The 23,385-nt window shown below is 65.8% G+C and carries 15 protein-coding genes; 4 read left to right on the top strand and 11 right to left on the bottom strand.

Features of this window, described 5'->3' with window-relative positions; translation table 11 throughout:
• The first annotated feature begins 179 nt into the window (after positions 1 to 179).
• Both pimC and pimD read left to right on the top strand, forming a co-directional pair.
• Positions 180 to 1,370 (top strand): pimeloyl-CoA dehydrogenase large subunit, encoded by a 1,191-nt coding sequence (gene pimC / locus HXX15_RS16535; protein ID WP_296517409.1) that lies wholly within the window; start codon positions 180 to 182, stop codon positions 1,368 to 1,370.
• A gap of 174 nt (positions 1,371 to 1,544) precedes the next feature.
• A complete protein-coding gene (gene pimD, locus HXX15_RS16530) occupies positions 1,545 to 2,687 on the top strand; it encodes a pimeloyl-CoA dehydrogenase small subunit (protein WP_296517408.1) in 1,143 nt (380 codons plus the stop codon).
• A gap of 197 nt (positions 2,688 to 2,884) precedes the next feature.
• On the opposite strand, the gene HXX15_RS16525 is transcribed toward pimD, so the two are convergent.
• From HXX15_RS16525 to HXX15_RS16480, 10 genes are all read right to left on the bottom strand, one after another.
• The gene (locus tag HXX15_RS16525) at positions 2,885 to 5,578 is read right to left on the bottom strand and encodes a nitrate reductase (protein WP_296517407.1); all 2,694 of its coding nucleotides are present in this window, start codon (positions 5,576 to 5,578) and stop codon (positions 2,885 to 2,887) included.
• A complete protein-coding gene (locus HXX15_RS16520; RefSeq protein ID WP_296517406.1) occupies positions 5,578 to 7,191 on the bottom strand; it encodes a sulfite reductase subunit alpha in 1,614 nt (537 codons plus the stop codon). Before HXX15_RS16520 ends, HXX15_RS16525 begins: the two co-directional genes overlap by 1 nt.
• Positions 7,188 to 8,945 (bottom strand): NirA family protein, encoded by a 1,758-nt coding sequence (locus tag HXX15_RS16515; protein WP_296517405.1) that lies wholly within the window; start codon positions 8,943 to 8,945, stop codon positions 7,188 to 7,190. The genes HXX15_RS16520 and HXX15_RS16515 overlap by 4 nt, the downstream gene beginning before the upstream one ends.
• Positions 8,946 to 8,952: 7 nt before the next feature.
• Complete coding sequence (locus HXX15_RS16510; RefSeq protein WP_296517404.1) at positions 8,953 to 10,176, bottom strand: FAD-dependent oxidoreductase; 1,224 nt, start codon at positions 10,174 to 10,176, stop codon at positions 8,953 to 8,955.
• Positions 10,173 to 10,589 carry a globin family protein gene (locus HXX15_RS16505; RefSeq protein ID WP_296517403.1) on the bottom strand — a complete coding sequence of 139 codons (417 nt, stop codon included), beginning with the start codon at positions 10,587 to 10,589 and terminating at the stop codon, positions 10,173 to 10,175. Before HXX15_RS16505 ends, HXX15_RS16510 begins: the two co-directional genes overlap by 4 nt.
• Positions 10,590 to 10,713: 124 nt before the next feature.
• Positions 10,714 to 11,508 (bottom strand): ABC transporter ATP-binding protein, encoded by a 795-nt coding sequence (locus HXX15_RS16500; RefSeq protein WP_296517402.1) that lies wholly within the window; start codon positions 11,506 to 11,508, stop codon positions 10,714 to 10,716.
• Positions 11,509 to 11,519: 11 nt separating this feature from the next.
• Complete coding sequence (ntrB, locus tag HXX15_RS16495; protein WP_296517401.1) at positions 11,520 to 12,413, bottom strand: nitrate ABC transporter permease; 894 nt, start codon at positions 12,411 to 12,413, stop codon at positions 11,520 to 11,522.
• Positions 12,414 to 12,472: 59 nt separating this feature from the next.
• A complete protein-coding gene (locus tag HXX15_RS16490; RefSeq protein WP_296517400.1) occupies positions 12,473 to 13,783 on the bottom strand; it encodes a CmpA/NrtA family ABC transporter substrate-binding protein in 1,311 nt (436 codons plus the stop codon).
• Between the two features lie 507 nt (positions 13,784 to 14,290).
• Positions 14,291 to 15,457, bottom strand: coding sequence for a CmpA/NrtA family ABC transporter substrate-binding protein (locus tag HXX15_RS16485; RefSeq protein ID WP_296517399.1), 1,167 nt, complete (start codon positions 15,455 to 15,457; stop codon positions 14,291 to 14,293).
• A complete protein-coding gene (locus tag HXX15_RS16480) occupies positions 15,454 to 16,038 on the bottom strand; it encodes an ANTAR domain-containing protein (protein WP_296517398.1) in 585 nt (194 codons plus the stop codon). The genes HXX15_RS16485 and HXX15_RS16480 overlap by 4 nt, the downstream gene beginning before the upstream one ends.
• 178 nt (positions 16,039 to 16,216) lie before the next feature.
• Here HXX15_RS16480 and glpK point away from each other — a divergent pair, with 178 nt between their 5' ends.
• On the top strand, positions 16,217 to 17,719 hold the full coding sequence (gene glpK, locus HXX15_RS16475; protein ID WP_296517397.1) for a glycerol kinase GlpK: 1,503 nt from the start codon (positions 16,217 to 16,219) through the stop codon (positions 17,717 to 17,719).
• Between the two features lie 936 nt (positions 17,720 to 18,655).
• The gene (locus tag HXX15_RS16470; protein WP_296517396.1) at positions 18,656 to 19,510 is read left to right on the top strand and encodes an extracellular solute-binding protein; all 855 of its coding nucleotides are present in this window, start codon (positions 18,656 to 18,658) and stop codon (positions 19,508 to 19,510) included.
• A 4-nt stretch (positions 19,511 to 19,514) separates the two neighbouring features.
• Here HXX15_RS16470 and metH read toward each other — a convergent pair whose 3' ends face one another.
• Entirely contained in the window at positions 19,515 to 23,375 is a 3,861-nt protein-coding gene (gene metH / locus HXX15_RS16465) for a methionine synthase (RefSeq protein WP_296517395.1), read from the bottom strand.
• Between the last annotated feature and the right edge of the window lie 10 nt (positions 23,376 to 23,385).

Below are 23,385 nucleotides of genomic sequence, written 5' to 3'. Positions count from 1 at the left end.
GGCGCTGACTTCACCTCTCCCATAGGGAGAGGTCGACCGGCGAAGCCGGGCGGGTGAGGGGTTCTTTGCTAACGAGAGACCGTACCCCCTCACCCCAACCCTCTCCCTATGGGAGAGGGGGCGCGCTGCCGATGTCGCAAGGTAATGATAATACTGAACCGAATTAAAAGGAGGGTCCGATGGATCTGAGCTTCAGCAAGGAAGAAATAGCGTTTCGCGACGAAGTGCGGACCTTCTTCAAGGAGAACGTCCCCGCGGCGACACGGCAGAAACTGATCGAGGGCCGTCACCCCTCCAAGGACGAGATGGTGACGTGGTGGCGGATCCTGAACAAGAAGGGCTGGGGCGTCTCGCACTGGCCGAAGGAATATGGCGGCACCGGCTGGACGTCCGTGCAGCACTACATCTTCAACGAGGAATTGCAGATGGCGCCAGCGCCGGCGCCGCTCGCCTTCGGCGTCTCGATGGTCGGCCCGGTGATCTACACCTTCGGCAACGAGCAGCAGAAGAAGCAGTTCCTTCCGCGCATTGCCAGCGTCGACGACTGGTGGTGCCAGGGCTTCTCCGAGCCCGGCTCCGGCTCCGATCTGGCCTCGCTGAAGACCAAGGCTGAGAAGAAGGGCGACAAGTACATCGTCAACGGCCAGAAGACCTGGACCACGCTGGCGCAATACGCCGACTGGATCTTCTGCCTGTGCCGCACCGACCCCGTGGCAAAGAAGCAATCCGGCATCTCCTTCATCCTGATCGACATGAAGTCGAAGGGGATCACGGTGCGCCCTATCCAGACCATCGACGGCGGCCACGAGGTCAACGAAGTGTTCTTCGACGACGTCGAGGTGCCGGTCGAGAATCTGGTCGGCGAGGAGAACAAGGGCTGGGACTACGCCAAGTTCTTGCTCGGCAATGAGCGCACCGGAATTGCCCGGGTCGGCGTCTCCAAGGAGCGGATCCGCCGCATCAAGGAACTGGCGTCGCAGGTGGAGTCCGGCGGCCAGCCGATCATCCAGGATCGCAAGTTCCGCGAAAAGCTGGCGCTGGTCGAGATCGAATTGAAGGCGCTCGAGCTGACTCAACTGCGCGTCGTCGCCGACGAACACAAGCACGGCAAGGGCAAGCCCAATCCGGCGTCGTCGGTGCTGAAGATCAAGGGTTCGGAAATCCAGCAGGCCACCACCGAACTGCTGATGGAAGTGATCGGCCCGTTCGCCGCACCCTACGACATCCACGGCGACGAGGGTAGCAACGAGGCAATGGACTGGACCGCGCAGATCGCGCCTTCCTACTTCAACAACCGCAAGGTCTCGATCTACGGCGGCAGCAACGAGATCCAGCGCAACATCATCACCAAGGCGGTGCTGGGGCTGTAGCGCTAAATCGTCATGGCCGGGCGGCAGTGCGAAGCAACGCTTCGCGCTGCCTGTCCCGGCCATCCACGTTCTTTCTTTCGCGCAGCCGTGGATGGCCGGGACAAGCCCGGCCATGACGCGGAAAGGTTGGCGCAACTACATGGACGCCGAACGGGTTAGCAGGGGAACAACAAGATGGATTTTGATTTGTCGGAGGAGCAGCGGCTTCTCAAGGAGAGCGTCGACGGGCTGTTGAAGACGGCCTACGATTTCGACAGTCGCAAGAAATACGCCGCCGAGAAGGGCGGCTGGAGCAAGGCGGTGTGGAGCAAGCTCGCCGAGCAGGGCCTGCTCGGTCTGCCGTTCTCCGAGGACGACGGCGGCTTCGGCGCTGGCGCGATCGAGACCATGATCGTGATGGAAGCGCTCGGCAAGGCGCTGGTGCTCGAGCCCTATCTTGCCACCGTGGTGCTCGGCGGCGGCTTTTTGCGACGCGGCGGTTCGGCTGAACAGAAGGCCGCGTATCTGCCCGGCCTGATCGACGGCAGCAAGACCTTCGCCTTCGCGCAGTTGGAAAAGAACTCGCGCTACGATCTCGGCGACGTCGCGACCTCGGCGAAGAAGAGCGACAAAGGCTGGGTGATCGACGGCGAGAAATTCGTGGTGCTGAACGGCGAGAACGCCGACACTTTGGTGGTCACCGCGCGCACCAAGGGCGGCCAGCGTGATCGCGATGGCGTCGGCGTGTTCCTGGTGCCGGGCAATGCCAAGGGCGTCTCCCGGAAGGGCTATCCGACCCAAGACGGCCAGCACGCTGCCGACATCACCTTCACCGGCGTCGAGGTCGGCGCCGATGCGGCGATCGGCGATCCGGCGGGCGGCCTGCCGCTGATCGAGCAGGTGGTCGACGACGCCCGCACGGCGATCTGCGCCGAAGCGGTCGGCGCGATGGACGAGTCGCTGCGCTCGACCGTGGAATATCTCAAGACCCGCACCCAGTTCGGCGTGCCGATCGGCAGCTTCCAGGTGCTGCAGCATCGCGCCGCCGACATGTTCGTCGCGGTCGAGCAGGCCCGCAGCATGGCGATGTTCGCCACCATGGCGGTGGATTTCGACGATCCGAAGGAACGCGCCAACGCCATCGCGGCGGCGAAGGTGCAGGTCGGCCAGTCACTGAAATTCGTCGGCGAGCAGGCGATCCAGCTCCATGGCGGCGTCGGCATGACCATGGAGTACAAGATCGGCCACTACTTCAAGCGGCTGACCATGATCGAACGCACCTTCGGCGACAGCGACTATCTGCTCGCCAAGGTCAGCGACGCCGGCGGGCTGGTTTAGCGTCCTCTCGCGCACTGCGCTGCGGTCATCCCTCCCTTTTGCGGGGAGGGTCGGCCGAGCGAAGCGCCGAGGCGCAGCGTCGGCGTGCAACGGAGGTCGGGGTGGGGGGGCGACGAGTCGTAGTGCCCGCGTCACTCCCGCCCGACCGGCCTTCGGCCGGCCACCCTCCCCACAAGGGGGGAGGGAAAAGAATGCACTCATGCCGTCGTCGCCACCTTCGCCGCGCTGGCGATCTTGCGCAGCTCCGGCAGGCATGAGCCGCAATTGGTGCCTGCGCGCAGCGCCACGCCGATCGTCTCGGCGCTGGTCGCCTCGCCACTTTCGATCGCGGCCCGAATGGTGTTGAGGCCAACGCCGAAGCAGGCGCAGACCACGGGGCCGGGGTCGGCGAGGCCGGATGTGGATTTGCCCGACAGCGCCGCGCGGCGCTGCGCATCTCCCAGCGCTTCGGATTCGAACAGCGCCTTCACCGCGTCCCATTGCGGCGCGGCCTCGGCCGGGCCGACAAACAGGCAGCCGACCATGCGGCCCTCGACAAAGGCCGCGACGCGAACGCTCTGCCGCGGTTCATCGACATATTCGGCCAGCTCGACATCGGCGCCGAACATCGCAGCCGCGCATGCGCGCCATGCCGCCGGCGGATCGTTGCTGGCGAACAGCAGGCCGCTGCCGCTGCCGACAGCGACGCGCGACCACCAGGTGCCGTCGGGTAGCGTCAGTTTGTGTCGCGCCAGCGCGAAACCACGAAACGCGAATGACAGCGGCGCGATCGCGCAGGGCGTCGCCTTGGCCTCGGGCTGCCCCGACAGCGGATCGGTCGCCGGCGTCACCAGCTCGCCGACCCGCGCGCTGGAGGCGGTGGCATTGCTCCAGTGGATCGGCGCGAACAGTGAGCCCGGCCGCTGGCCGTCGCTGAGCACGACCTTGAGCACGCATTTGCCGTAGCCGGTCGTCAGTTGTGCGAAACCGCCATCGCTGAGGCCAAAGGCTTCGGCATCGCGCGGATGCAATTCGACGAACGGCTCGGGCAGATGCGCGCCGAGCCGTGGGCTCAGGCCGGAGCGCGTCATGGTGTGCCACTGGTCGCGGATTCGGCCGGTGTTCAGCGTCAGCGGAAACTCCGCGGAAGTCGCCGCGCGCGGCGCTGGCGGCTGCGGCGCGATCAGCCGCGCCTTGCGATCCGGCGTGAAGAAGCCGCCGTCGGCGAAGAAGCGCGACTCGCCCAGCGGCTGTCCGGCGCGCGCCGGCCATTGCACCGGATCCAATGCGTTGAATTGCTCTTCGCTCAGCGCGGCCAGCGCGCCGAGGTCGAAATCGCGCGCGCCATTGTTCTCGAACGCCGACAATGCGGCGTGTTCGCGGAACACGTCGCCGGCGGAGTCGTAGGTGAAGGCGTCGGCGAATCCCATCCGCTGTGCCACTTGGCTGACGATCCACCAGTCCGACCGCGCTTGCCCGGGAAGCGGCAGGAACGGCCGCTGCCGCGAGATCCGCCGCTCCGAATTGGTGACGGTGCCGTCCTTCTCGCCCCATCCGGCGGCGGGCAGCAGCACATGCGCGCCGCAATTGATGGAGTCGTTGCTGGCGACGTTGTCGGAGATCACCAGCAGGTCGAGCTTCTGGAGCGCCGCGCGCACAGCGCCTGCGCGCGGCAGCGACACCGCCGGGTTGGTCGCCATCACCCACAGCGCCTTGATCTCGCCGCGCGCGATCGCCTCGAACATCTGCACCGCTTTGTGGCCCTCGCGCTGCGCCATGTTCGATGCGCGCCAGAATCGGCCGACGCGATCGATGTTGTCGCGCGAAAAGTCCATATGGGCGGCGAGCTGGTTGGCGAGCCCGCCGACCTCGCGGCCGCCCATCGCGTTGGGTTGCCCGGTCAGCGAGAACGGTCCCATCCCGGGCTTGCCGATCCGGCCGGTGACGAGGTGGCAATTGATGATGGCGTTGACCTTGTCGGTGCCCTGCGCGGACTGGTTGACGCCCTGCGAATAGCAGGTGACGACTTTTTGGGTGGTGCGAAACAAGTCGAAGAAGCGCGCGACGTCGGCCTCGGCAATGCCGGCGGCACGCGCGGTCGCGGCGAGGTCCGGCGCGATCTCGCGGGCGCGCACCAGCGCTTCGGTCAGGCCGGTGGTGTGGGCCTCGATGTAGTCGTAGTCGAACGCCAGCGCGTCGGCGAGATGCACCAGCAAGCCGCTGAACAGCGCTGTGTCCATGCCGGGCGCGACCGGCAAGAACAGATCGTCGTCCTCCACCGTCGCGGTGCGGCGCGGATCGATCACCACGATCTTCGCACCGCGTGCGCGCTTGTTGGCAAGCATGCGCTGGTAGAGCACCGGATGGCACCAGGCGGCATTGGAGCCGACCAGCACGATCAGGTCGGCCTCGTCGAGGTCGGCATAGCTGCCCGGCACGGTGTCGGTGCCGAAGGCGCGACGATGGCCGGTGACCGAGGACGCCATGCACAGCCGCGAATTGGTGTCGACATTGCCGCTGCCCAAAAATCCCTTCATCAGCTTGTTGGCGACGTAGTAATCCTCGGTCAGCAATTGCCCCGACAGATAGAACGCCACCGAGTCCGGGCCGTGCTTGGCGATAGTCTCCGCAAAGCCGCTCGCCACCGCGCCGATCGCTTCGTCCCACGTTGCCTGTGCCAGCGCGCCGTCGGGTTGCCGCAGCATCGGATGCAGCAGCCGCGTCTCCAGCGTAAGCGTCTCGCCGAGCGCCGAACCCTTCGAACACAGGCGTCCGTAGTTCGCCGGATGGTCCGGATCGCCGGCGATGGTCGCACCGCCCTGGCCGTCGGGCCGGGCCAGGATGCCGCAGCCGACGCCGCAATAGGCGCAGGTCGTGCGTACCGCCGGCGGATGCTGCGGCAAGGCGTTCATCAATAGACGTCCTGCTGGTAGCGGCCATGCTTCTTCAGATCGGTGACGAAGGCGATGGCTTCGGCCTGGCTGCGCGCGCCGTGCTGCGCGACGATATCGACCAGCGCCAGTTCGACGTCTTTGGCCATCCGCTTGGCGTCGCCGCAGACATACAGAATGGCGCCGTCGGTCAGCCACGACCACAGGTCGCGGCCGACTTCGCGCATCCGGTCCTGCACGTAGATCTTCTCGGCGCTGTCGCGCGACCACGCCAGCGTCAGCCGCGTCAGCACGCCGGAAGCCTTCATCGCCTTTAGCTCGTCCTCGTAAAAGAAGTCGGTGGCGGAGCGCTGATGGCCATAGAACAGCCAGTTGCGGCCCGGCGCTTCGATCGCCATCCGCTCGTGCAGGAAGGCGCGGAACGGCGCCACGCCAGTGCCGGGGCCGATCATGATGATCGGCACGTTGGGATCGGCCGGCAGTGCGAAATTATGCGCCTTCTGCACATAGACCTTCACCGCGTCGCCGGGCGCGACGCGTTCGGCGAGGCCGGTCGAGCAGACCCCGAGCCGCCGCCGGTTGCCGATCTTGTAGCGCACGGTATCGACCGTCAGCGTCACCTGTCCGGGCACGGTCTTCGGCGACGACGAGATCGAATACAGCCGCGGCTGCAACGGGTCGAGCGCCTCGATCAGCGCTTCCGGATCGGGCCGGATGCCGGGGAATTTTTCCAGCGCCGCCAGCACGTCGAGCGTGGCGGCGTCGCCATCGGGGTCCTCGCCATTGGCCAGCGCGCGGGCCTTCTTCCGCTTGTCGCCGCCGGTGATGTAGGAGATCAGCTGGAACAGCATGTCGGGCGCCGGCGACAGCGATACGCCGTCGGTCAGCGTCTGGCGCAGGGTGCGGTCGCCGATCGGAAAATCCGGCGGCGCGGCGAGCGCCTTGATCACCAGATCGACCAGCGTCGGGTCGTTGCTCGGAAACAACCCGAACGAATCGCCGACCACGTAGTCCATGCCGCTGTCGGCGAGGTCGAATTCGACGTGCCAGGTCTCCTTCTCGGAGCCGGGCTTGTTGAGGCGCTTGCGCGACAGTACCCGTGCGGTCGCCGGATTGTCGCGCGAGGTGCCGGCCGGCGGCAACACGGCGACCGGCGCGGCGTCGCGCGACGGCGCGCTCGCGGCGGCCGGTGTGGCGCCGATCTGCTCGGCCAGCGCCTTCACCATCCTTGTGGTGTCCTTGCCGCCCGGCACGCACAGGTTCAGCCGTGTCTCCTTGCCGGCGAAAATCGCGCCGGAGTAGTTCCTGCAATCGTAGCCGCACTGGCCGCAATCCTGCTGCGCCATCGCGGCCATCAATTTCCAGCGCAGCGGTTTTTGCTCCGCCATCTGCATCCGGTCGGCGATCGGCAGGGTCTGGTCGTGCCACGGCGCGCCGCCGTCATCGTCGTCGTTGCCGGCCGGCGCGCCGCCGAGCAGGGCAGCGGCCTGATCGCTCGACAGCGCGGTGATGCCGCTGCCGTCGAGCGAGACGAGGCCGGCGAAGAAGCCGTTGAGCCAGGCGCGCTGCTCGTCGGAGAACGGCGCGGTGTCCGGCACCAACGAGGGGATCGGCGGCGGCAGGGTCATGGTCATGCCATCGCCTCCACGGCGAACAGTTCTTTCAGGGTGGCGACGTCGTGCCGCCGGGTGAACGCCAGAAAGGTTTCGTCGGGCGAAGACCGCCGCGCCAGATAGACCTGCAGTATCTGCTCGACCATGCGCGGCGCGTCGGTGGCTTTGACGTCGCGGAAAATCTCGGCGCCGATCGTAGCGCCCTCGCCAAAACTGCCGCCGAGATGGATGTGGTAGCCGTCGACGGTTTCCTCTTCGGAGACCTCCACCCTGGCGCCGATCATGCCGATGTCGCTGATGTAATGCTGCGCGCAGGAATGATGGCAGCCGGTGAGGTGGATGTTGACCGGGGTGTCGAGCGCTACTCGCGGCTCGCACCATTGCGCGATCTGCTCGGCATTCTCCTTGGTGTGCGCGGCGGCGAAGCGGCAGCCGGTGGCGCCGGTGCAGGCGATCAGCCCGGCGCGGATCGCACTGGCGGCGATCGAGAGGCCGATCTGTTCGACCGCGGCCTTGACCAGCGCGACGTTGCTATCGGGTACGCCGCTGATCAGCAAATTCTGCCACACCGTGAGGCGAATCTCGCCGTCGCCAAGATCCTGCGCGATCTTCGCCAGCGCCCGCATCTGATCCGAAGTCAGCCGCGCCAGCGGCAGCAGCACGCCGATCCAGTTCAGCCCGTCCTGCTTCTGCCGATGCACGCCGATATGCGCGGAGCGGTCCTGCGCCGGCCGCGGCAGCGCCGCCTCGGCCGCAACGCGCAGCAATTTGCGGCCGAGCCTGTCCTCGACCAGGCCCAGAAATTTCTCGAAGCCGAAGGCGTCGAGCACGTATTTCAGTCGCGATTTGTTGCGGTCGGTGCGGTTGCCGTGTTCGATGAACACCCGCACGATGGCGTCGGCGACCTGCGTGGCCTGATCGGGCCGCACGATCACGCCGGTGTCGCGGGCGAAATCCCTGTGGCCGGTGATGCCGCCGAGCGCGAGCCGGAACCACACGCCGGGCTCGGCGCCGAACCCGTCCTTGATCTCGACCGCCTGGAACGCGATGTCGTTGGTGTCTTCCAGCGTCGGAATCGCGCCGCCGCCGTCGAAGGCGACGTTGAACTTGCGCGGCAAGCCGTACAGCGCTCGCTCGTTGAGAATATGGAAATGCCATTCGCGGGCGTAGGGCCGGGTGTCGAGCAGCGCCTGCGGGTCGATCCCCGCGGTGGCGTCGCCGGTGACGTTGCGGATGTTGTCGGCGCCGGAGCCGCGCGTCCACAGGCCGAGGCTCTCGATGCCCTCGAGCAACGTGACCACGTGCTTCGGTTCGATCTCGCGCAGCTGCAGATTGGCGCGGGTGGTGACGTGGGAATAGCCGCCGGCGCAGGAATCGGCGAGCTCGGCGAGCCCGGCCATCTGCCAGGATTTCATGATGCCGTTGGGAATCCTTAAGCGGCACATATAGGAATTCTGCGTCGGCGCGACATAGAACAGCCCGTAATAGCGCCAGCGGAAGTTGTCGGCCGGCTTCGGCGTCGCGTTGGCACGCGCCTGCTGCTTCAGCCGCGCATGGGCGTCGAACGGATGCTCCTCGCGCTTCCATTTCTCCTGATCGACCAGCTTGCCGCCGGCCGCGGTGACGCGGTCCTGCGTGGCGATGTGGATGGCATCCGGACCCGTCGGCGCGTTGGTGCTGGCGGGCAGGGTGCCTCGCGCGGCGCGCGCCGCGGTGACGCCGGAGGCGAAGCCTTCGAGATAGCGCTTCTGGTCGATGCTGAATTCGCTGCCCATTATCGCCTCACGCCGCCAGCACGGGAGAACGCTCGGCCAGCGCGCGGCCGAACATGATGACGTCGCGGATCGCCGCGATCGATTGGCCGGAGCGGATCAGGTCGAGATACCACAGCCCGTCGGCGGTATCGCCGAACAGCACCGCGCCGACCAGACGGTCGTCGGCGATCACCAGCTTCTTGTAGGAGCCGACGCCGGGATCGGACAGCACGATTTGTTCGGTGCCCGGCGCACCGATGAAGTCGCCGGCGGAAAACAGGCTGACGCCCGATACTTTCAGATTGGTCGCCAGCACGCTGCCGTGATAGGCGCCGTCGCGGCCTGCGAGATGCGACGCCAGCGCGCGGGCCTGCTCATAGGCCGGCTCGACCAGCCCGTAGCAATTGCCGCGATGCTCGGCGCATTCACCGATCGCATAGATCCCGGCCTTGCTGGTCTGCAGATGATCGCCGACGACGATGCCGCGCCCGATTGCCAGATCGGCGCTGCGCGCGAGTTCGACATTGGGACGAATGCCGGCGGCGACCACGACGAGATCGGCGTCGATCCGGCTGCCGTCGGCGAAGCTCACCGCCTCGACCCGGTCGGTGCCGATGATGCCGGTGGTGTCGGCGCCGAGATGCACCGCGATGCCCTTGTCCTCGACCGCGCGCTTCAGCATCATCGCGGCGCGCGGATCGAGCTGGCGCTCCATCAGCCGGTCCATCAAGTGCACCACGCTGACATCGGCGCCGGCCTTGGCGAGGCCATAGGCGGCTTCCAGCCCGAGTAAGCCGCCGCCGATCACCACCGCCTTCTTGTGACCGGCCGCCGCTTGCTCGATCGCGACGACATCGGCGAGATCGCGAAACGTCAGCACGCCGGGCAGCGCCATGCCGGGCACGTTGAGCCGGATCGGCTTCGAGCCGGTTGCCAGCACCAGTTTGGTGTAGGGCAGCGTCGCACCACTGGCGAGCTTCACGCGCCTGATATCGGCGTCGATCGCGGTCGCGGTCTGGCCGTACAGCAGCGTCACGCCGCGGTCGCGCCACCACTGTGCCGGCCGCAATTCGATCTCGGCGCGGGAGACTTCCTTCGCCAGCACCGAACTCAGCAGCACGCGGTTATAGGCCAGACGCGGCTCCTCGCCGATCACCGCGATGGCGTAGCGGCCGAGCGCGGATTTGGCGAGTTCCTCGACCAGCCGCACCGCCGCCATGCCATTGCCGATGATGACGAGGGATTCGCTCATGCCGGAACGCCGTAGGCTTCGGAGATCATGTAGCCGGACAGCGTCGTGTAGGCCGCGGTCCAGGCGCTCGCGAGCTCCGGAGTCCAGCCGTCGCCCAGCCCTTGCTCCAGCGTCCACAGCAGCGCCGCGCCGACCGGCGTGTAGTGCTCGGCCTTGACGCCGTAGTCGACATGCAGTTTGGCGAGGCGACTGGCGGCCGGCAGGATCGCTTCGAGATTGGTCAGGCCGCCGACCACCACCGCCAGCGTGCCCATCAGCTTCTTGCCCTGTTCCCGGATGTCGCCGTGAAACATAGGCTTCACTTCGGGCGCGATCTCGAACAAGCGGCCGTAGAACAATGCCGCGGCCTGTTCCGAGATCGGCGCAACCTTCGAGAAGCTTTGCTGAACCAGCTTGATTTCGTCGGGGGTCACTAGATTCTCCTTGTTCCTTGAATCAGGCCATGAGTTTCGTCATTGCGAGGAGCGAAGCGACGAAGCAATCCAATGCTACGGGGTTAAGAGCTGGATTGCTTCGCTTCGCTCGCAATGACGAAGGCTACGCCGCCTCCACAAAGCGGTGCCGCTCGTAGAGGAACTCGAGCACGCGTTTGCGGCATTTCAGATAAAGCGGGTCGGTCGCCAGATCGAGCCGCTTGCGCGGCCGCGTCAACGGCACGTCGAGGACCTCGCCGATGGTGGCGCTGGGGCCGTTGGTCATCATCACGATGCGATCCGACAGCAGCACCGCCTCGTCGACGTCGTGGGTGATCATCACGATGGTGTTGCCGAGCTTCTGGTGTAGCGCCATCACCGAGTCCTGCAGATGCGCGCGGGTCAGCGCGTCGAGCGCGCCGAACGGCTCGTCGAGCAGCAGCACCTTCGGCTCCATTGCCAGCGCACGCGCAATGCCGACGCGCTGCTTCATGCCGCCGGAGATTTCCGACGGCCGCTTGTCCTTGGCGTGCGTCATCTGCACCAGATTGAGATTGTGCAGGATCCAGGCCTCGCGCTCGGCCTTGCTCTTCGACTTGGCGAACACCTTGTCGACGCCGAGCTGGACGTTCTGGTACACGGTCAGCCACGGCAGCAGGCTGTGGTTCTGAAACACCACGGCGCGATCGGGGCCGGGCGAATTCACCTCGCGGTCTTCCAGCAGCACGCAGCCGATCGACGCGCCGGTCAGGCCGGCGATGATGTTGAGCATCGTCGACTTGCCGCAGCCGGAATGGCCGATGATCGAGACGTATTCGCCGCGTGCGATGTTGAGGTTGATGTCCTTCAGCACCTCGGTGGTGGCATTGCCGCGGGTGAAGGTCTTGTCGATGTGATCGAGCTTCAGATATGGCTTCATGACAGGTCCCTTCAATTCGCCGAAGTGCCGTGGGTGACGAGATACCCGAGCCCCGCGATGGCGCGGTCGAGCACGAAGCCGATGATGCCGACATAGAACAGCGCCAGGATGATCTCGCTGATGTGCGAAGAGTTCCAGGCATCCCAGATGAAGAAGCCGATGCCGACGCCGCCGATCAGCATCTCGGCCGCGATGATCGCCAGCCAGGATAGGCCGACGCCGATCCGCAATCCGGTGAAGATGTAGGGCGCCGCCGAGGGCAGCATGATCTTCCAGAAGAACTCCAGCGGATTGAGCTGCACCACCGCGGCGACGTTGCGATAATCCTGCGGGATGTTGCGGATGCCGACCGCGGTGTTGATGATGATCGGCCAGATCGAGGTGATGAAGATCACGAAGATCGCCGAGGGCTGGCCGTCACGGAATGCGGCCAGCGCCAGCGGCAGCCAGGCCAGCGGCGGGATCGTCCGCAGCACCTGGAACAGCGGATCGAGCCCGCGCATCGCCCACACCGACTGGCCCACGAGGGTGCCGAGCGCGATGCCGGCGATCGCCGCCAGCGAATAGCCGTAGGCGACGCGCTGCAGGCTGGCGGACAGATGCCAGAACAGCCCCTTGTCGATGCCGCCATGATCGAAGAACGGATCGAAGATCAGTTCCCTGGTGTCCTTGAAAACTTTCGACGGCGGCGGCAGCGTCGAGCCGGCGCGCCGGCACACCAGTTCCCAGAACAGCATCAACAGCGCCAGCACGATCAGCGGCGGGATCACCCGGACCGCGGTGGCGCGCGCGATCTTGAGAAATCTGTCGGCGCGCGGCGCTCGCTTCGGCCGCATCGCCACCACGGGGGCGGCCGTGGTCGGCAGCATTTTCACGTTGTCGGGACTGATCGCTGGCATCGTCATCGGGTGCATCTCCGGGTGATGTGGGGAGCGGACCGCGCGCGAACGCGGTCCGCCGTGCGTTACGCTTCGATGCGCTTGATCGTCAGCGACTTCAGATAGGCCGCGGGATTTTCCGGATCGAACACCTTGCCGTCGAAGAAGGTCTCCTTGCCGCGCGAGGTCGACGCCGGGATATCGGCGGCCGCGACGCCTAGCGCCTTGGCCGCGTCGCGCCAGATATCCTCGCGGTTGACCTTGCCGACCAGCGTCTTGGAGTCGAAGTCCGGCGCGTATTTGCCCCAGCGGATGTCCTCGGTCATGAACCAGAGGTCGTGGCTCTTGAACGGATAGGAAGCGTGGTCGCTCCAGTACTTCATGATGTGCGGGCTGTTCTCGACCACCTTGCCGGTGCCGTAGTCGAACTTGCCCTTGGAGCGATCGGCGATGTCCTCGACCGGGCAGTTGATCCACTGCCGCCGGCCCATGATCGCGGCGAGTTCGTCCTTGTTTTCCATCTTGTCGGCCCATTGCTGGGCTTCCATCACCGCCATGGTGATAGCCTGCGCGGCCTTCGGATATTTGTCGACGAAGGCGGCGCGCATGCCGAGCGATTTCTCCGGATGCTTGTTCCAGAGCTCGCCGGTGGTGACGGCGGTGTAGCCGATCTCCTGATGCACCAACTGGCCGTTCCACGGCTCGCCGACGCAGAAGCAATCCATGGTGCCGACCTTCATGTTGGCGACCATCTGCGGCGGCGGCACCACGATGGTTTCGATGTCCTTGTCGGGGTCGATGCCGCCGGCGGCGAGCCAGTAGCGGATCCACAGATCGTGGGTGCCGCCCGGGAACGTCATCGCCGCCTTGATCGCTTTGCCGGAAGCCTTCTTCTTTTCCAGCGCGACCTTGAACGGCGAGGAATCGACGCTGAGCTTGAGGTCGGCATATTCCTTCGCCACCGAGATGCACTGCCCATCGAGATTGAGCCGCGCCAGGATGTACATCGGGGTCGGCTGATTGTTCTGCGTCACTTTGCCGGAGGAGATCAGATACGGCATCGGGGTCAGGATATGGGCGCCGTCGATGCCGTTGCCTTCGGAGCCGAGCACCAGATTGTCGCGCGTGGTGCCCCACGAGGCCTGCTTCTGCACCTCGACGTCGGGCATGCCATGCTTGGCGAATAAGCCCTTGTCCTTGGCGACGAACAGCGGACCGGCGTCGCTCAGCGCGATGAAGCCGAGCTTGGCGCCGGTGACTTCCGGCCCCGCGCCTTGCGCGAAGGCGCCGGCGGGGAAATTCAGTTTCGCGGCGGCGAGCAGTGCCGCGGTGCCGGCGCCGGCCTTCAGGATCTGGCGGCGGCTGAGTTTTCCCGTGCTGTCCTTCGTGTTCGTCATCGGTGCGATGTTCCCTGTTGTGGTCGCGTGACCGGTTGTGCCGTGGTTCGCCGTGTCGTCTTCGAGGGCTGAAAACAAAAAAGCCGCAGCCTGGACACCGCATGGCGGGCACCCAGGACAGCGGCATTGCTGTCAGATCATCGATAATGGTCGGGCACCGTGAGGCGCCGTCGACAAGTTATGATGCGAGTTTCATGCCAATCATTTGCAGGTCAAAATAATCTTTGTATTTTAGATGGTTGGTAAAATAATGCGGTCTAGCTGCGCGGCTGCTGCGGCCCACCAAGCGCGACCGCCTTGGGCAGTCTGACTCCAAAATGTGCAATGCAACAAAATCGGGCAGGGGTGTTTTGCTGGCGCGGCGATGCGCCTCAGAATCGAAAAACCGTCATTCCGGGGCGCGAACAGCTTCAGCTGTGAGCGAGCCCGGAATCTTGCTCCACGACGTGCTGCAAGATTCCGGGTTCGCTCGCCCAAGGGCTCGCGCCCCGGAATGACAATGGCCTTTCAACGCCGGATCTTGAACCCCGCCAAATATCCGGCGATGTCGTCCGGGTCGAACGCCGCGCCGGTGAATTCGCCGACGCCATCGGCCGGTTCGGACGCCGGCAATGGCGCGGCGGTGGCGCCAAGCGCGGCGTCGTAGAGATCGGGCCGGCAAACCGCACGGGCGGCTTCGAGCAGGTCGGCCGACAGCGGCGCCTGGCCCCAGCGCACCATCTGCGCGTAGTACCACGCCGCCTGCACCGGATCGGGTCGCGCGGCGCCGTTGCGGCCGACCAGCAGATAGCGGTCGGTGGAGCGAATGCTGCCGTCCGGCGCTACCTTCAGGCGGCCGTCGAGCGTGCGTCGGATCAGTTCGGGCGTCACCTCGATGCGGCCCGGCGCGGTCAGCAGCGCGCAGACCTCGTCGCGGTTGGCCTCAGCCTCGATGAAATCGGCGGCGCGGATATGGGCGCGCACCAGCCGCGCCAGCAGGTCGGGATGCTCCGCCGCCCACGGCGCTCGCACCGCCAGCAGCTTTTCGGCGGCGCGCTGGAACAGCTCCGAGGTGAAATGCAGGATGTGGCCGATGCCGAGATCGATCGCCACCGAATTCCACGGCGCGCCGACGCAGAAGCCGTCGAGATGCTTGCTGGCGAGACTCTCGACCATGTAAGGCGGCGGCAGCACCACCAGGCGGACGTCTTCGTCGGGATCGACGCCGCCGGCGCCCATCCAGAACCGGAGATCGTAATTGTGGCTGGAGAACGGAAACGTCATGCCGAAAGTCAGCGGCTCCAGCCCGGCGGCCTTGCGCGTCGCCACCACCCGCGCCAGCGCCTGCGCCGACACCATCGGATCGGTGACGTCGCCGTCGGCGGCCGCCGCGATCGCCGCATGCAGCGCCGGCGACACCGTGATGGCGTTGCCGTTGACGCCGAGCCCGAACGCCGAGATCACCGGCACCTTGACGTGGCCGATGCCGAGGCTGGAGGCGATCGCCATCGGCGCCAGCAGGTGGGCGGCGTCGAAGATGCCGATATTGAACTTGTCGCGGACATTGGCCCAGGAGATCTCGCGCACCAGCTCGACCTCGAGTCCCTCCGCGACGCAAAACCCCTTGTCGACGGCGACGATCAGCGCCGCCGCGTCGACCAGCGGGATGAACCCGATCCGCAAGCGCGTACTCATTTCAGGATCTCCGACGCGGTGACCACCGACTGGGCGATCTCGGCGATCTTCTTTTTCTCGTTCATGGCGGTGGTCCGCAGCAGGATGTAGGCCTGCTCCTCGCTGAGCGCCTTGGCCTTCATCAGAATGCCCTTGGCGCGGTCGATCACCTTGCGGTCTTCCAGCGCATTGCGGGCGCGGTCGAGTTCGCCCTCCAGCCGCGCGAAGGCGTTGAAGCGCGAGATGCACAGGTCGAGGATGTGCTTCATCCGCTCCTTTTTCAGCCCGTCGACGATATAGGCCGAGACCCCGGCGTCGACCGAGGCCTGGATCGAGGCACTGTCGCTCTGGTCGACGAACATCGCGATCGGCCGCTTCACGATCCGGCTGACCTGGAACATTTGTTCCAGCATGTCGCGGCTCGGACTTTCGAGGTCGATCAGGATCACGTCGGGGTCGATCTCGTAAACCCGCGCCAGCAGATTGGTGGTGGCCGCCAGATGCATGATCTGCGTCATGCCGGCCTCGCGCAGCCCCTCGGTGAGGATCGCGGCGCGTACCGGGTTCTCGTCGACGATGACGATTTTCAGTGACGGGTCCATCGGCGGCGAAGGTACTTTCGTCCGGTGTCGGTCATAGCCAGAAACCACAGTCCGGCGGTAATTTGAAGGACTTTCATTGTGCAGCACGGTAGCCGCGCTGCCGATATTGACGGCGCTGGCGCGATCGGGTGGTGTCGGTCAAAACCGTCGCTCGATCCACCTTCCGGGAAGAAACCTCATGTCATTCGTGCTGGCCATCGATCAGGGCACCACTTCGTCGCGCGCGATCCTGTTCCGTGGCGATATCTCGATCGCCGCCTCGGCGCAGCAGGAATTCCCGCAGCATTTCCCGGCCTCGGGCTGGGTCGAGCACGAGCCCGAGGACATCTGGGTCTCGACGCTGGCGACCTGCCGCGAGGCGATGCAGAAGGCCGGCGTCAAAGCCTCCGAGATCGCTGCGATCGGCATCACCAATCAGCGCGAGACCACGGTGGTGTGGGACCGCGTGACGGGGCAGGCGATCCACCGCGCCATCGTCTGGCAGGACCGCCGCACCGCCGAGATCTGCGCCGCGCTGAAAGCCGACGGCCATGAGCCGATGGTCTCGGAAAAAACCGGGCTGATCGTCGATCCGTATTTTTCCGGCACCAAGGTGGCGTGGATTCTCGACCACGTGCCGGAGGCACGCGCCCGCGCCGAGCGCGGCGAATTGTTGTTCGGCACCGTCGATTGCTATCTGCTGTGGCGGCTGACCGGCGGCCGGGTCCATGCCACCGACGCCACCAACGCCTCGCGCACGCTGCTGTTCAACATCCATTCCGGCGAATGGGACCGCGATCTGTTGCAGCTGCTGCGGGTGCCGCGCTCGATGCTGCCCGAGGTGAAGGACTCGTCGCATCATTTCGGCGACAGCGAGCCGGAATGGTTCGGAGGCAGCATCGCGATCCGCGGCATCGCCGGCGACCAGCAGGCCGCCACCATCGGCCAGGCCTGCTTTTCGCCCGGCATGATGAAATCGACCTACGGCACCGGCTGCTTTGCCTTGCTCAACACCGGCTCGACGCCGGTGGCGTCGAAGAACAAGCTGCTCACCACCATCGCCTATCAGCTGGCGGGAAGCCGCACCTACGCGCTGGAAGGCTCGATCTTCGTCGCAGGCTCCGCGGTGCAATGGCTCCGCGACGGCCTGCACATCATCAAGGAGGCCGCCGAGACCGGCCCGCTCGCCGACCAATCAGACTCTTTGCAAAGCGTCTATCTGGTGCCGGCCTTCGTCGGCCTCGGCGCGCCGTACTGGAATCCGCGCGTCCGCGGCGCCTTGTTCGGGCTCACGCGCAACACCGGCCCGGCCGAGTTGGCGCACGCCGCGCTGGAGAGCGTGTGTTACCAGACCTACGACCTGTGGGCCGCGATGCGCGCCGACTGGCCCGACGCCGACGCGGCCTCGACGGTGCTGCGCGTCGACGGCGGCATGGCCGCCTCCGACTGGACCATGCAGCGCCTCGCCGATTTGCTCGACGCCCCGGTCGATCGCCCGATGATCGCCGAGACCACAGCGCTAGGGGCCGCGTATCTCGCCGGACTATCAGCTGGCGTCTATCCGGAGCCGGCGAAATTCGCCGACAACTGGCGACTCGAGCACCGCTTCAAGCCGGCGATGAGCGCGGCGACACGGGAGCGCAAACTGGCGGGATGGGGCAGGGCGGTGAAGGGGGTGCTGGCGAGCGACGAGGGGGAATGACAACTTAGCATTCATTGATCGGCGTTCGAAATCAATAGTTCTGCTCAGAAACGATTCGTCGCAATGCTCTGCAGCGCGCGTAGCCCGGATGGAGCGCAGCGCAATCCGGGGACGCAGCAATTGCCGAGGTGTTGCCCCGGATTGCGCTGCGCTCCATCCGGGCTACAGGTCGTCCTGAAAAAGAAACGTCACCTGCTTATCCCCGGTCCCAAAAACTCGCTTATCATGTGCCTGTCCCGCCTCACTGAGAGGGGCGGCTCGCGATCGTCACGGTCTGCGGGGCGGGATGCGGTGGACGCTTTCGGCGTCGGCCGGGAGGGTTTTGCGGGATCGGCCGCAAACCGCCCGGTAGACGACGCGCCGAGGCGGACGAACCGAAGTCGCGTGGTCCCGGCGTCGCGATGCTGACGCCATGTGGAAGCGGAGGCTCCGCGCTTTGCCGAAAGCGGAGATCTCTCAGCCGAAACGAGCGGTGACGAAAACAGCCGTCCACCGGGGAGAGCGCGAACGAGGTGTTAACCCACCGCGCGCGGAACGCCGGATGATTCCGGTGTGACCGTGGTTTCGAACTCGTGCGCTTTTTGCTTTGCGCACGAGGCCGCGGGTGCATCGGGCACCCGGCGTTCCGCGCGCCCTCGTCTAGGAGGGCGGGGACGTTCACCGCAAAACCCGGGCGTATCGCGCCGCGGGAATAGATGCGCATGTTTGAAAATGGTGTGGCTGTTTGAAATTCGAATCGGCGATCGTTTGGAGCCTGATGGTGGATAGCTCTGTTCACCTCGTCCCGCGTGAGAGGGCACCGCTGCAAGGTCGGTTTCGGTCTGGCGCCGGCGCGCAATCCCTTTGCCGTCGGCCGCCGTCGTGATTGACTGCGGCGCCGGCCTCGACGCCGGCGCGCCGCAAGGCGTCAAAGCAGCAAGCCGATGGGAGATATCAATGCGACAAGCGAACCGTGCGCCGCTGCGCGTCATGCTGATGCTGGCCGCGCTCGCGCTGCCAGGCACGGCTTGGGCCGGCGCAATCGAGGTGTTTCACGCCGATTCGCTGGCCGGGCCGATGCGGACGCTGAAGCAGGCATTCGAGGCCAAGAATCCCGAGGTCACGCTGAAACTGACACCAGGCACCTTGAAGCAGCTCGCCGAGCGAATCCTGAAAGGCGAGGTTTGTGACGTGTTCGCGCCGTCGTCGCCGGCGGTGGTCGAACAGGACCTGCTCGGCAAGACTGTCGCCGGCTCGGATCGGATCGCGGCGTCCTGGTACGTGGTGTTCTCCGGCAACGAGATGGTGGTGATCACCGCGAAGGGCAATCCGCTCGGCATCGGTCAGATCGCCGATCTGGCGAAGCCCGGCATCAAGCTGGCGCGGATCGCTGCGGAAAAGGATCTCGCCACCGCGCGCACGGTCGAGTTTCTCAGCCGCGCCGCGGCGCTCGAGGGCCATCCGGAGCTGGCGAAGACCATCATCGATGCTGCAAGCGCGACGGCGTCGGTGCCCGACACGGTGCGCGCTGTGAAGGACGGAACTGCCAGTGCCGGCGTGGTGTATTATTCCGCCGCGGTGGCGGCGAAGAACGACCTCGAGATCGTTCGCTTTGCCGACAGCGTCAATATGAGCGAGGCGATCCGCAACGCCGCGCTGGTGCCGGGCACCGCGGCGAATCCGAAAGAGGCGACCGCCTTCGTGCGCTTCCTGCTGACGCCGGAAGCGCAGACCCTGCTGCAGGACACCGGCCAGCCGCCGGTGGTGCCGGCGCTGTTCAAAGGCGAGGTGCCGGCGGAGGTCAGAAGCTGAATCTCTATTTCGCCCCCACCGCCTGCTTACGCCAGGCCAGGTGCACCGCGCAGGTACAGCCGGGCGGATGCGACGCCAGCGCCGCATCGTTGGCGGGCGGCGCCTCCGGCGCCAGCGGCGGCATCGGCTCAGTCGCGGCCGGGATATAGTTCAGCACCGGCGCCAGCCAGCGTTCGGCCTCGGCGACGTCCCAGCCCTTGCGCATCGCATAGTCCTCGACCTGGTCGCGCTCGATCTTGCCGACGCCGAAGTAAGCGCTCTGCGGATGGCTGAAATACAGCCCCGACACCGAGGAGCCCGGCCACATCGCGTAGCTCTCGGTCAGCTTGACACCGGCGCTGGCTTCGGCGTCGAGCAGGCGGAACAGCGTCGCCTTCTCGGTGTGGTCGGGCTGCGCCGGATAGCCTGGCGCCGGGCGGATGCCCTGATATTTTTCGAGGATCAGGTCGTCGGTGCCGAGCCGCTCGTCCGGCGCGTAGCCCCAGAATTCGGTGCGCACGCGCTGGTGCATCCGCTCGGCGAAGGCCTCGGCGAGGCGATCCGCCAGCGCCTTGCACAGGATCGAGGAGTAGTCATCATTGGCCTGTTTGAAGTTGTCGGCGATGACGTCCTCGCCGATCCCGGCGGTGACCACGAAGGCGCCGATGTAATCGGGCACGCCGGTCGACAGCGGCGCGATGAAGTCCGACAACGCGGCGTTGGCGCGGCCCTCGCGTTTCTCCAGCTGCTGCCGCAGCGTATGGAAGGTCGCGATCGGCGTGGCGCGGCGCTCGTCGGCATAGACCGCGATGTCGTCGCCGACCGCATTGGCCGGCCAGAACCCGATCGTCGCCTTCGCGGTGAACCAGTTCTCGGCGACGATCAGATCCAGCATCGCGCGGGCGTCGGCATAGAGCGCGCGCGCGGCCTCGCCGACCTTGGCGTCGTCGAGAATCGCCGGGAAGCGACCGGCGAGCTCCCAGGTCTGGAAGAACGGCGTCCAGTCGATGCAGTCGGCAAGCTCGGCGAGCGGATAGTCGCTGAAGGTCCTGGTGCCGATGAAGGCGGGCTTGGTCGGCCGCGCCTGCGCCCAGTCGATCTTGGTGGCATTGGCGCGGGCATCCGACAGCTTCAGCCGCTTCTTGTCGGCCTGGGCGCGGAAATGCGCCGCGGAAATCTTCGCGTAGTCGGCGCGAATCTCCGCCACATAGGCCTCGCGCCTGTCCGGCGACAGCAGCGAGGACGCGACGCCAACGGCGCGGCTAGCGTCGTTGACATGCACCACCGGCCCCGCGGGATAGTTCGGGTCGATTTTCACCGCGGTATGGACCCGGCTGGTGGTGGCGCCGCCGATCAGCAGCGGCACGCTGAGCCCCTGGCGCTGCATCTCGGAGGCCAGGAAGCTCATCTCGTCGAGCGACGGCGTGATCAGGCCGGACAGACCGATGATGTCGGCGTTCTCCGCCTTGGCGGTCTCGATGATCTTCGAGGCCGGCACCATCACGCCGAGGTCGATCACCTCGAAATTATTGCACTGGAGCACGATCGCCACGATGTTCTTGCCGATATCGTGGACGTCGCCCTTCACGGTGGCGATCACGATCTTGCCGGCGTTCTTGCGGCCGTCGCCGACGATGCCGGCTTTGAGGTTGTCGGCCTTCTCCTGCTCCATGAACGGCATTAGATAGGCCACCGCCTGCTTCATGACGCGGGCCGATTTCACCACTTGCGGCAGGAACATCTTGCCGTCGCCGAACAGGTCGCCGACGATATTCATGCCGGCCATCAGCGGGCCTTCGATCACATGCAGCGGCCGCTCCACGGTCAGCCGCGCCGCCTCGGTATCGGCGTCGATATATTCGGTGATGCCGTGCACCAGCGCGTGGCTCAGCCGCTTCTCCACCGGCCAGTCGCGCCAGGCGAGATCCTGTTCCTTGGACTGCTTCTCCTGGCCGCGGAATTTTTCCGCCAGCTGCAACAGCCGCTCCGACGCGCCGGGGTCGCGATTGAGGATGACGTCCTCGCAGGTTTGGCGCAGTTCGGGATCGATGTCGTCATAGACGATCATCTGCCCGGCATTGACGATGCCCATATCCATGCCGGCCTTGATGGCGTGATACAGGAACACCGAATGCATCGCCTCGCGCACCGGCTCGTTGCCGCGGAACGAGAAGGAGAGGTTGGAGACCCCGCCGGAAATATGCGCGTGCGGCAGGTTGGCGCGGATCCAGCGCGTCGCCTCGATGAAGTCGACGCCGTAATTATTGTGCTCCTCGAGCCCGGTGGCGATGGCGAAGATGTTGGGATCGAAGATGATGTCTTCCGGCGGAAAATTCAGCTGCCCGACCAGGATGTCATAGGCGCGTTTGCAGATCTCGGTCTTGCGCGCAAAGGTGTCGGCCTGGCCCTGCTCGTCGAACGCCATCACCACAACCGCCGCGCCGTGACGCCGCGCGATCTTCGCCTCAGCGATGAATTTGGCTTCGCCTTCCTTCATCGAGATCGAATTGACCACCGGCTTGCCCTGGACGCATTTCAGCCCGGCCTCGATCACGGCGAATTTGGACGAGTCGACCATCACCGGGACGCGGGCGATGTCGGGCTCGGCGGCGACGAGGTTGAGGAACGTCACCATCGCGGCCTCGGAATCCAGCAGCCCTTCGTCCATGTTGACGTCGATGATCTGGGCGCCGTTCTCGACCTGGTCGCGCGCCACTTGAAGCGCAGCGTTGTAGTCGCCGGCGGTGATCAGCTTGCGGAATTTCGCCGAGCCGGTGACGTTGGTGCGCTCGCCAACGTTGACGAAGGGAATCGCCGGCGTCAGTTCGAACGGCTCGAGGCCGGAGAGCCGCAGCCGCGGCTCGATGGTGGGCACGACACGCGGCTTGTAGGGCGCGACGGCGGCGGCGATCGCCGCGATATGATCCGGCGTGGTGCCGCAGCAGCCGCCGACGATATTGACCAGACCATCGCGGGCGAATTCGCCGATGAGCCGCGCCATGAATTCCGGGCTCTCGTCGTACTGGCCGAATTCGTTGGGCAGCCCGGCGTTCGGATAGGCGCAGACCAGCGTGTCGGCGACGCGGCCGATGTCGGCGATGTGGGTGCGCAGATCCTCGGCGCCGAGCGCGCAGTTGAAGCCGATCGTCGCCGGGCGGGCGTGCCGTACCGAATTCCAGAACGCTTCCGGCAATTGTCCCGACAGCAATCGGCCGGATTTGTCGGTGATGGTGCCGGAGATCATGACGGGCACGTCGATGCCGCGCGCCTCGGTGATTTCCGCGATGGCGTACAGCGCCGCCTTGGCGTTGAGCGTGTCGAAGATCGTCTCGACCAGCAGCAGATCGGCGCCGCCGTCCAGCAGACCGTTGATCTGCTCGCCATAGGCGATGCGCAGATCGTCGAACGTCACCGCGCGATAGCCGGGATTGCCGACGTCGGGGGAAATCGAGGCGGTCCGGTTGGTGGGGCCGATCGCGCCGGCGACGAAGCGCGGCTTGCCGTCCTCGGCTTCGACGCGGATCGCAGCGTTGCGGGCCAGCCGTGCGCCTTCGCGGCTCATCTCGTAGGCGATCGACGACAGATCGTAATCGGCCTGCGCGATCGAGGTCGAGGAGAAGGTGTTGGTGGCGACGATGTCGGCGCCGGCGCGCAGATATTGCGCGTGGATATCCTCGATCGCCTGCGGCTGGGTCAGGATCAAGAGGTCGTTGTTGCCACGGAGGTCGCGATGAAAATCCTTGTAGCGTTCGCCACGAAACGCGGCTTCGTCGAATTGCAGCTGCTGAATCATGGTGCCCATCGCGCCGTCGAGCACGAGGATGCGTTCGGCGGCGCGCGCGAGCAGGGCGGTTCGGGCAGCGGAGGAATTTTGGGAAGCAATCATTTTCAATATA

It is taken from the genome of Rhodopseudomonas sp. (assembly GCF_013377015.1).
GTDB lineage: Bacteria > Pseudomonadota > Alphaproteobacteria > Rhizobiales > Xanthobacteraceae > JARJEH01.
This window is presented reverse-complemented; position numbering and strand designations above follow the sequence as displayed.

Excerpts from the sequence above, each read along its gene's own strand:
- pimC (WP_296517409.1), top strand. The coding sequence starts at position 180 with ATGGATCTGAGCTTCAGCAAGGAAGAAATAGCGTTTCGCGACGAAGTG.
- pimD (WP_296517408.1), top strand. The coding sequence starts at position 1,545 with ATGGATTTTGATTTGTCGGAGGAGCAGCGGCTTCTCAAGGAGAGCGTC.
- HXX15_RS16525 (WP_296517407.1), bottom strand. The coding sequence starts at position 5,578 with ATGAACGCCTTGCCGCAGCATCCGCCGGCGGTACGCACGACCTGCGCC.
- HXX15_RS16520 (WP_296517406.1), bottom strand. The coding sequence starts at position 7,191 with ATGACCATGACCCTGCCGCCGCCGATCCCCTCGTTGGTGCCGGACACC.
- HXX15_RS16515 (WP_296517405.1), bottom strand. The coding sequence starts at position 8,945 with ATGGGCAGCGAATTCAGCATCGACCAGAAGCGCTATCTCGAAGGCTTC.
- HXX15_RS16510 (WP_296517404.1), bottom strand. The coding sequence starts at position 10,176 with ATGAGCGAATCCCTCGTCATCATCGGCAATGGCATGGCGGCGGTGCGG.
- HXX15_RS16500 (WP_296517402.1), bottom strand. The coding sequence starts at position 11,508 with ATGAAGCCATATCTGAAGCTCGATCACATCGACAAGACCTTCACCCGC.
- ntrB (WP_296517401.1), bottom strand. The coding sequence starts at position 12,413 with ATGACGATGCCAGCGATCAGTCCCGACAACGTGAAAATGCTGCCGACC.
- HXX15_RS16490 (WP_296517400.1), bottom strand. The coding sequence starts at position 13,783 with ATGACGAACACGAAGGACAGCACGGGAAAACTCAGCCGCCGCCAGATC.
- HXX15_RS16485 (WP_296517399.1), bottom strand. The coding sequence starts at position 15,457 with ATGAGTACGCGCTTGCGGATCGGGTTCATCCCGCTGGTCGACGCGGCG.
- HXX15_RS16480 (WP_296517398.1), bottom strand. The coding sequence starts at position 16,038 with ATGGACCCGTCACTGAAAATCGTCATCGTCGACGAGAACCCGGTACGC.
- glpK (WP_296517397.1), top strand. The coding sequence starts at position 16,217 with ATGTCATTCGTGCTGGCCATCGATCAGGGCACCACTTCGTCGCGCGCG.
- HXX15_RS16470 (WP_296517396.1), top strand. The coding sequence starts at position 18,656 with ATGCGACAAGCGAACCGTGCGCCGCTGCGCGTCATGCTGATGCTGGCC.
- metH (WP_296517395.1), bottom strand. The coding sequence starts at position 23,375 with ATGATTGCTTCCCAAAATTCCTCCGCTGCCCGAACCGCCCTGCTCGCG.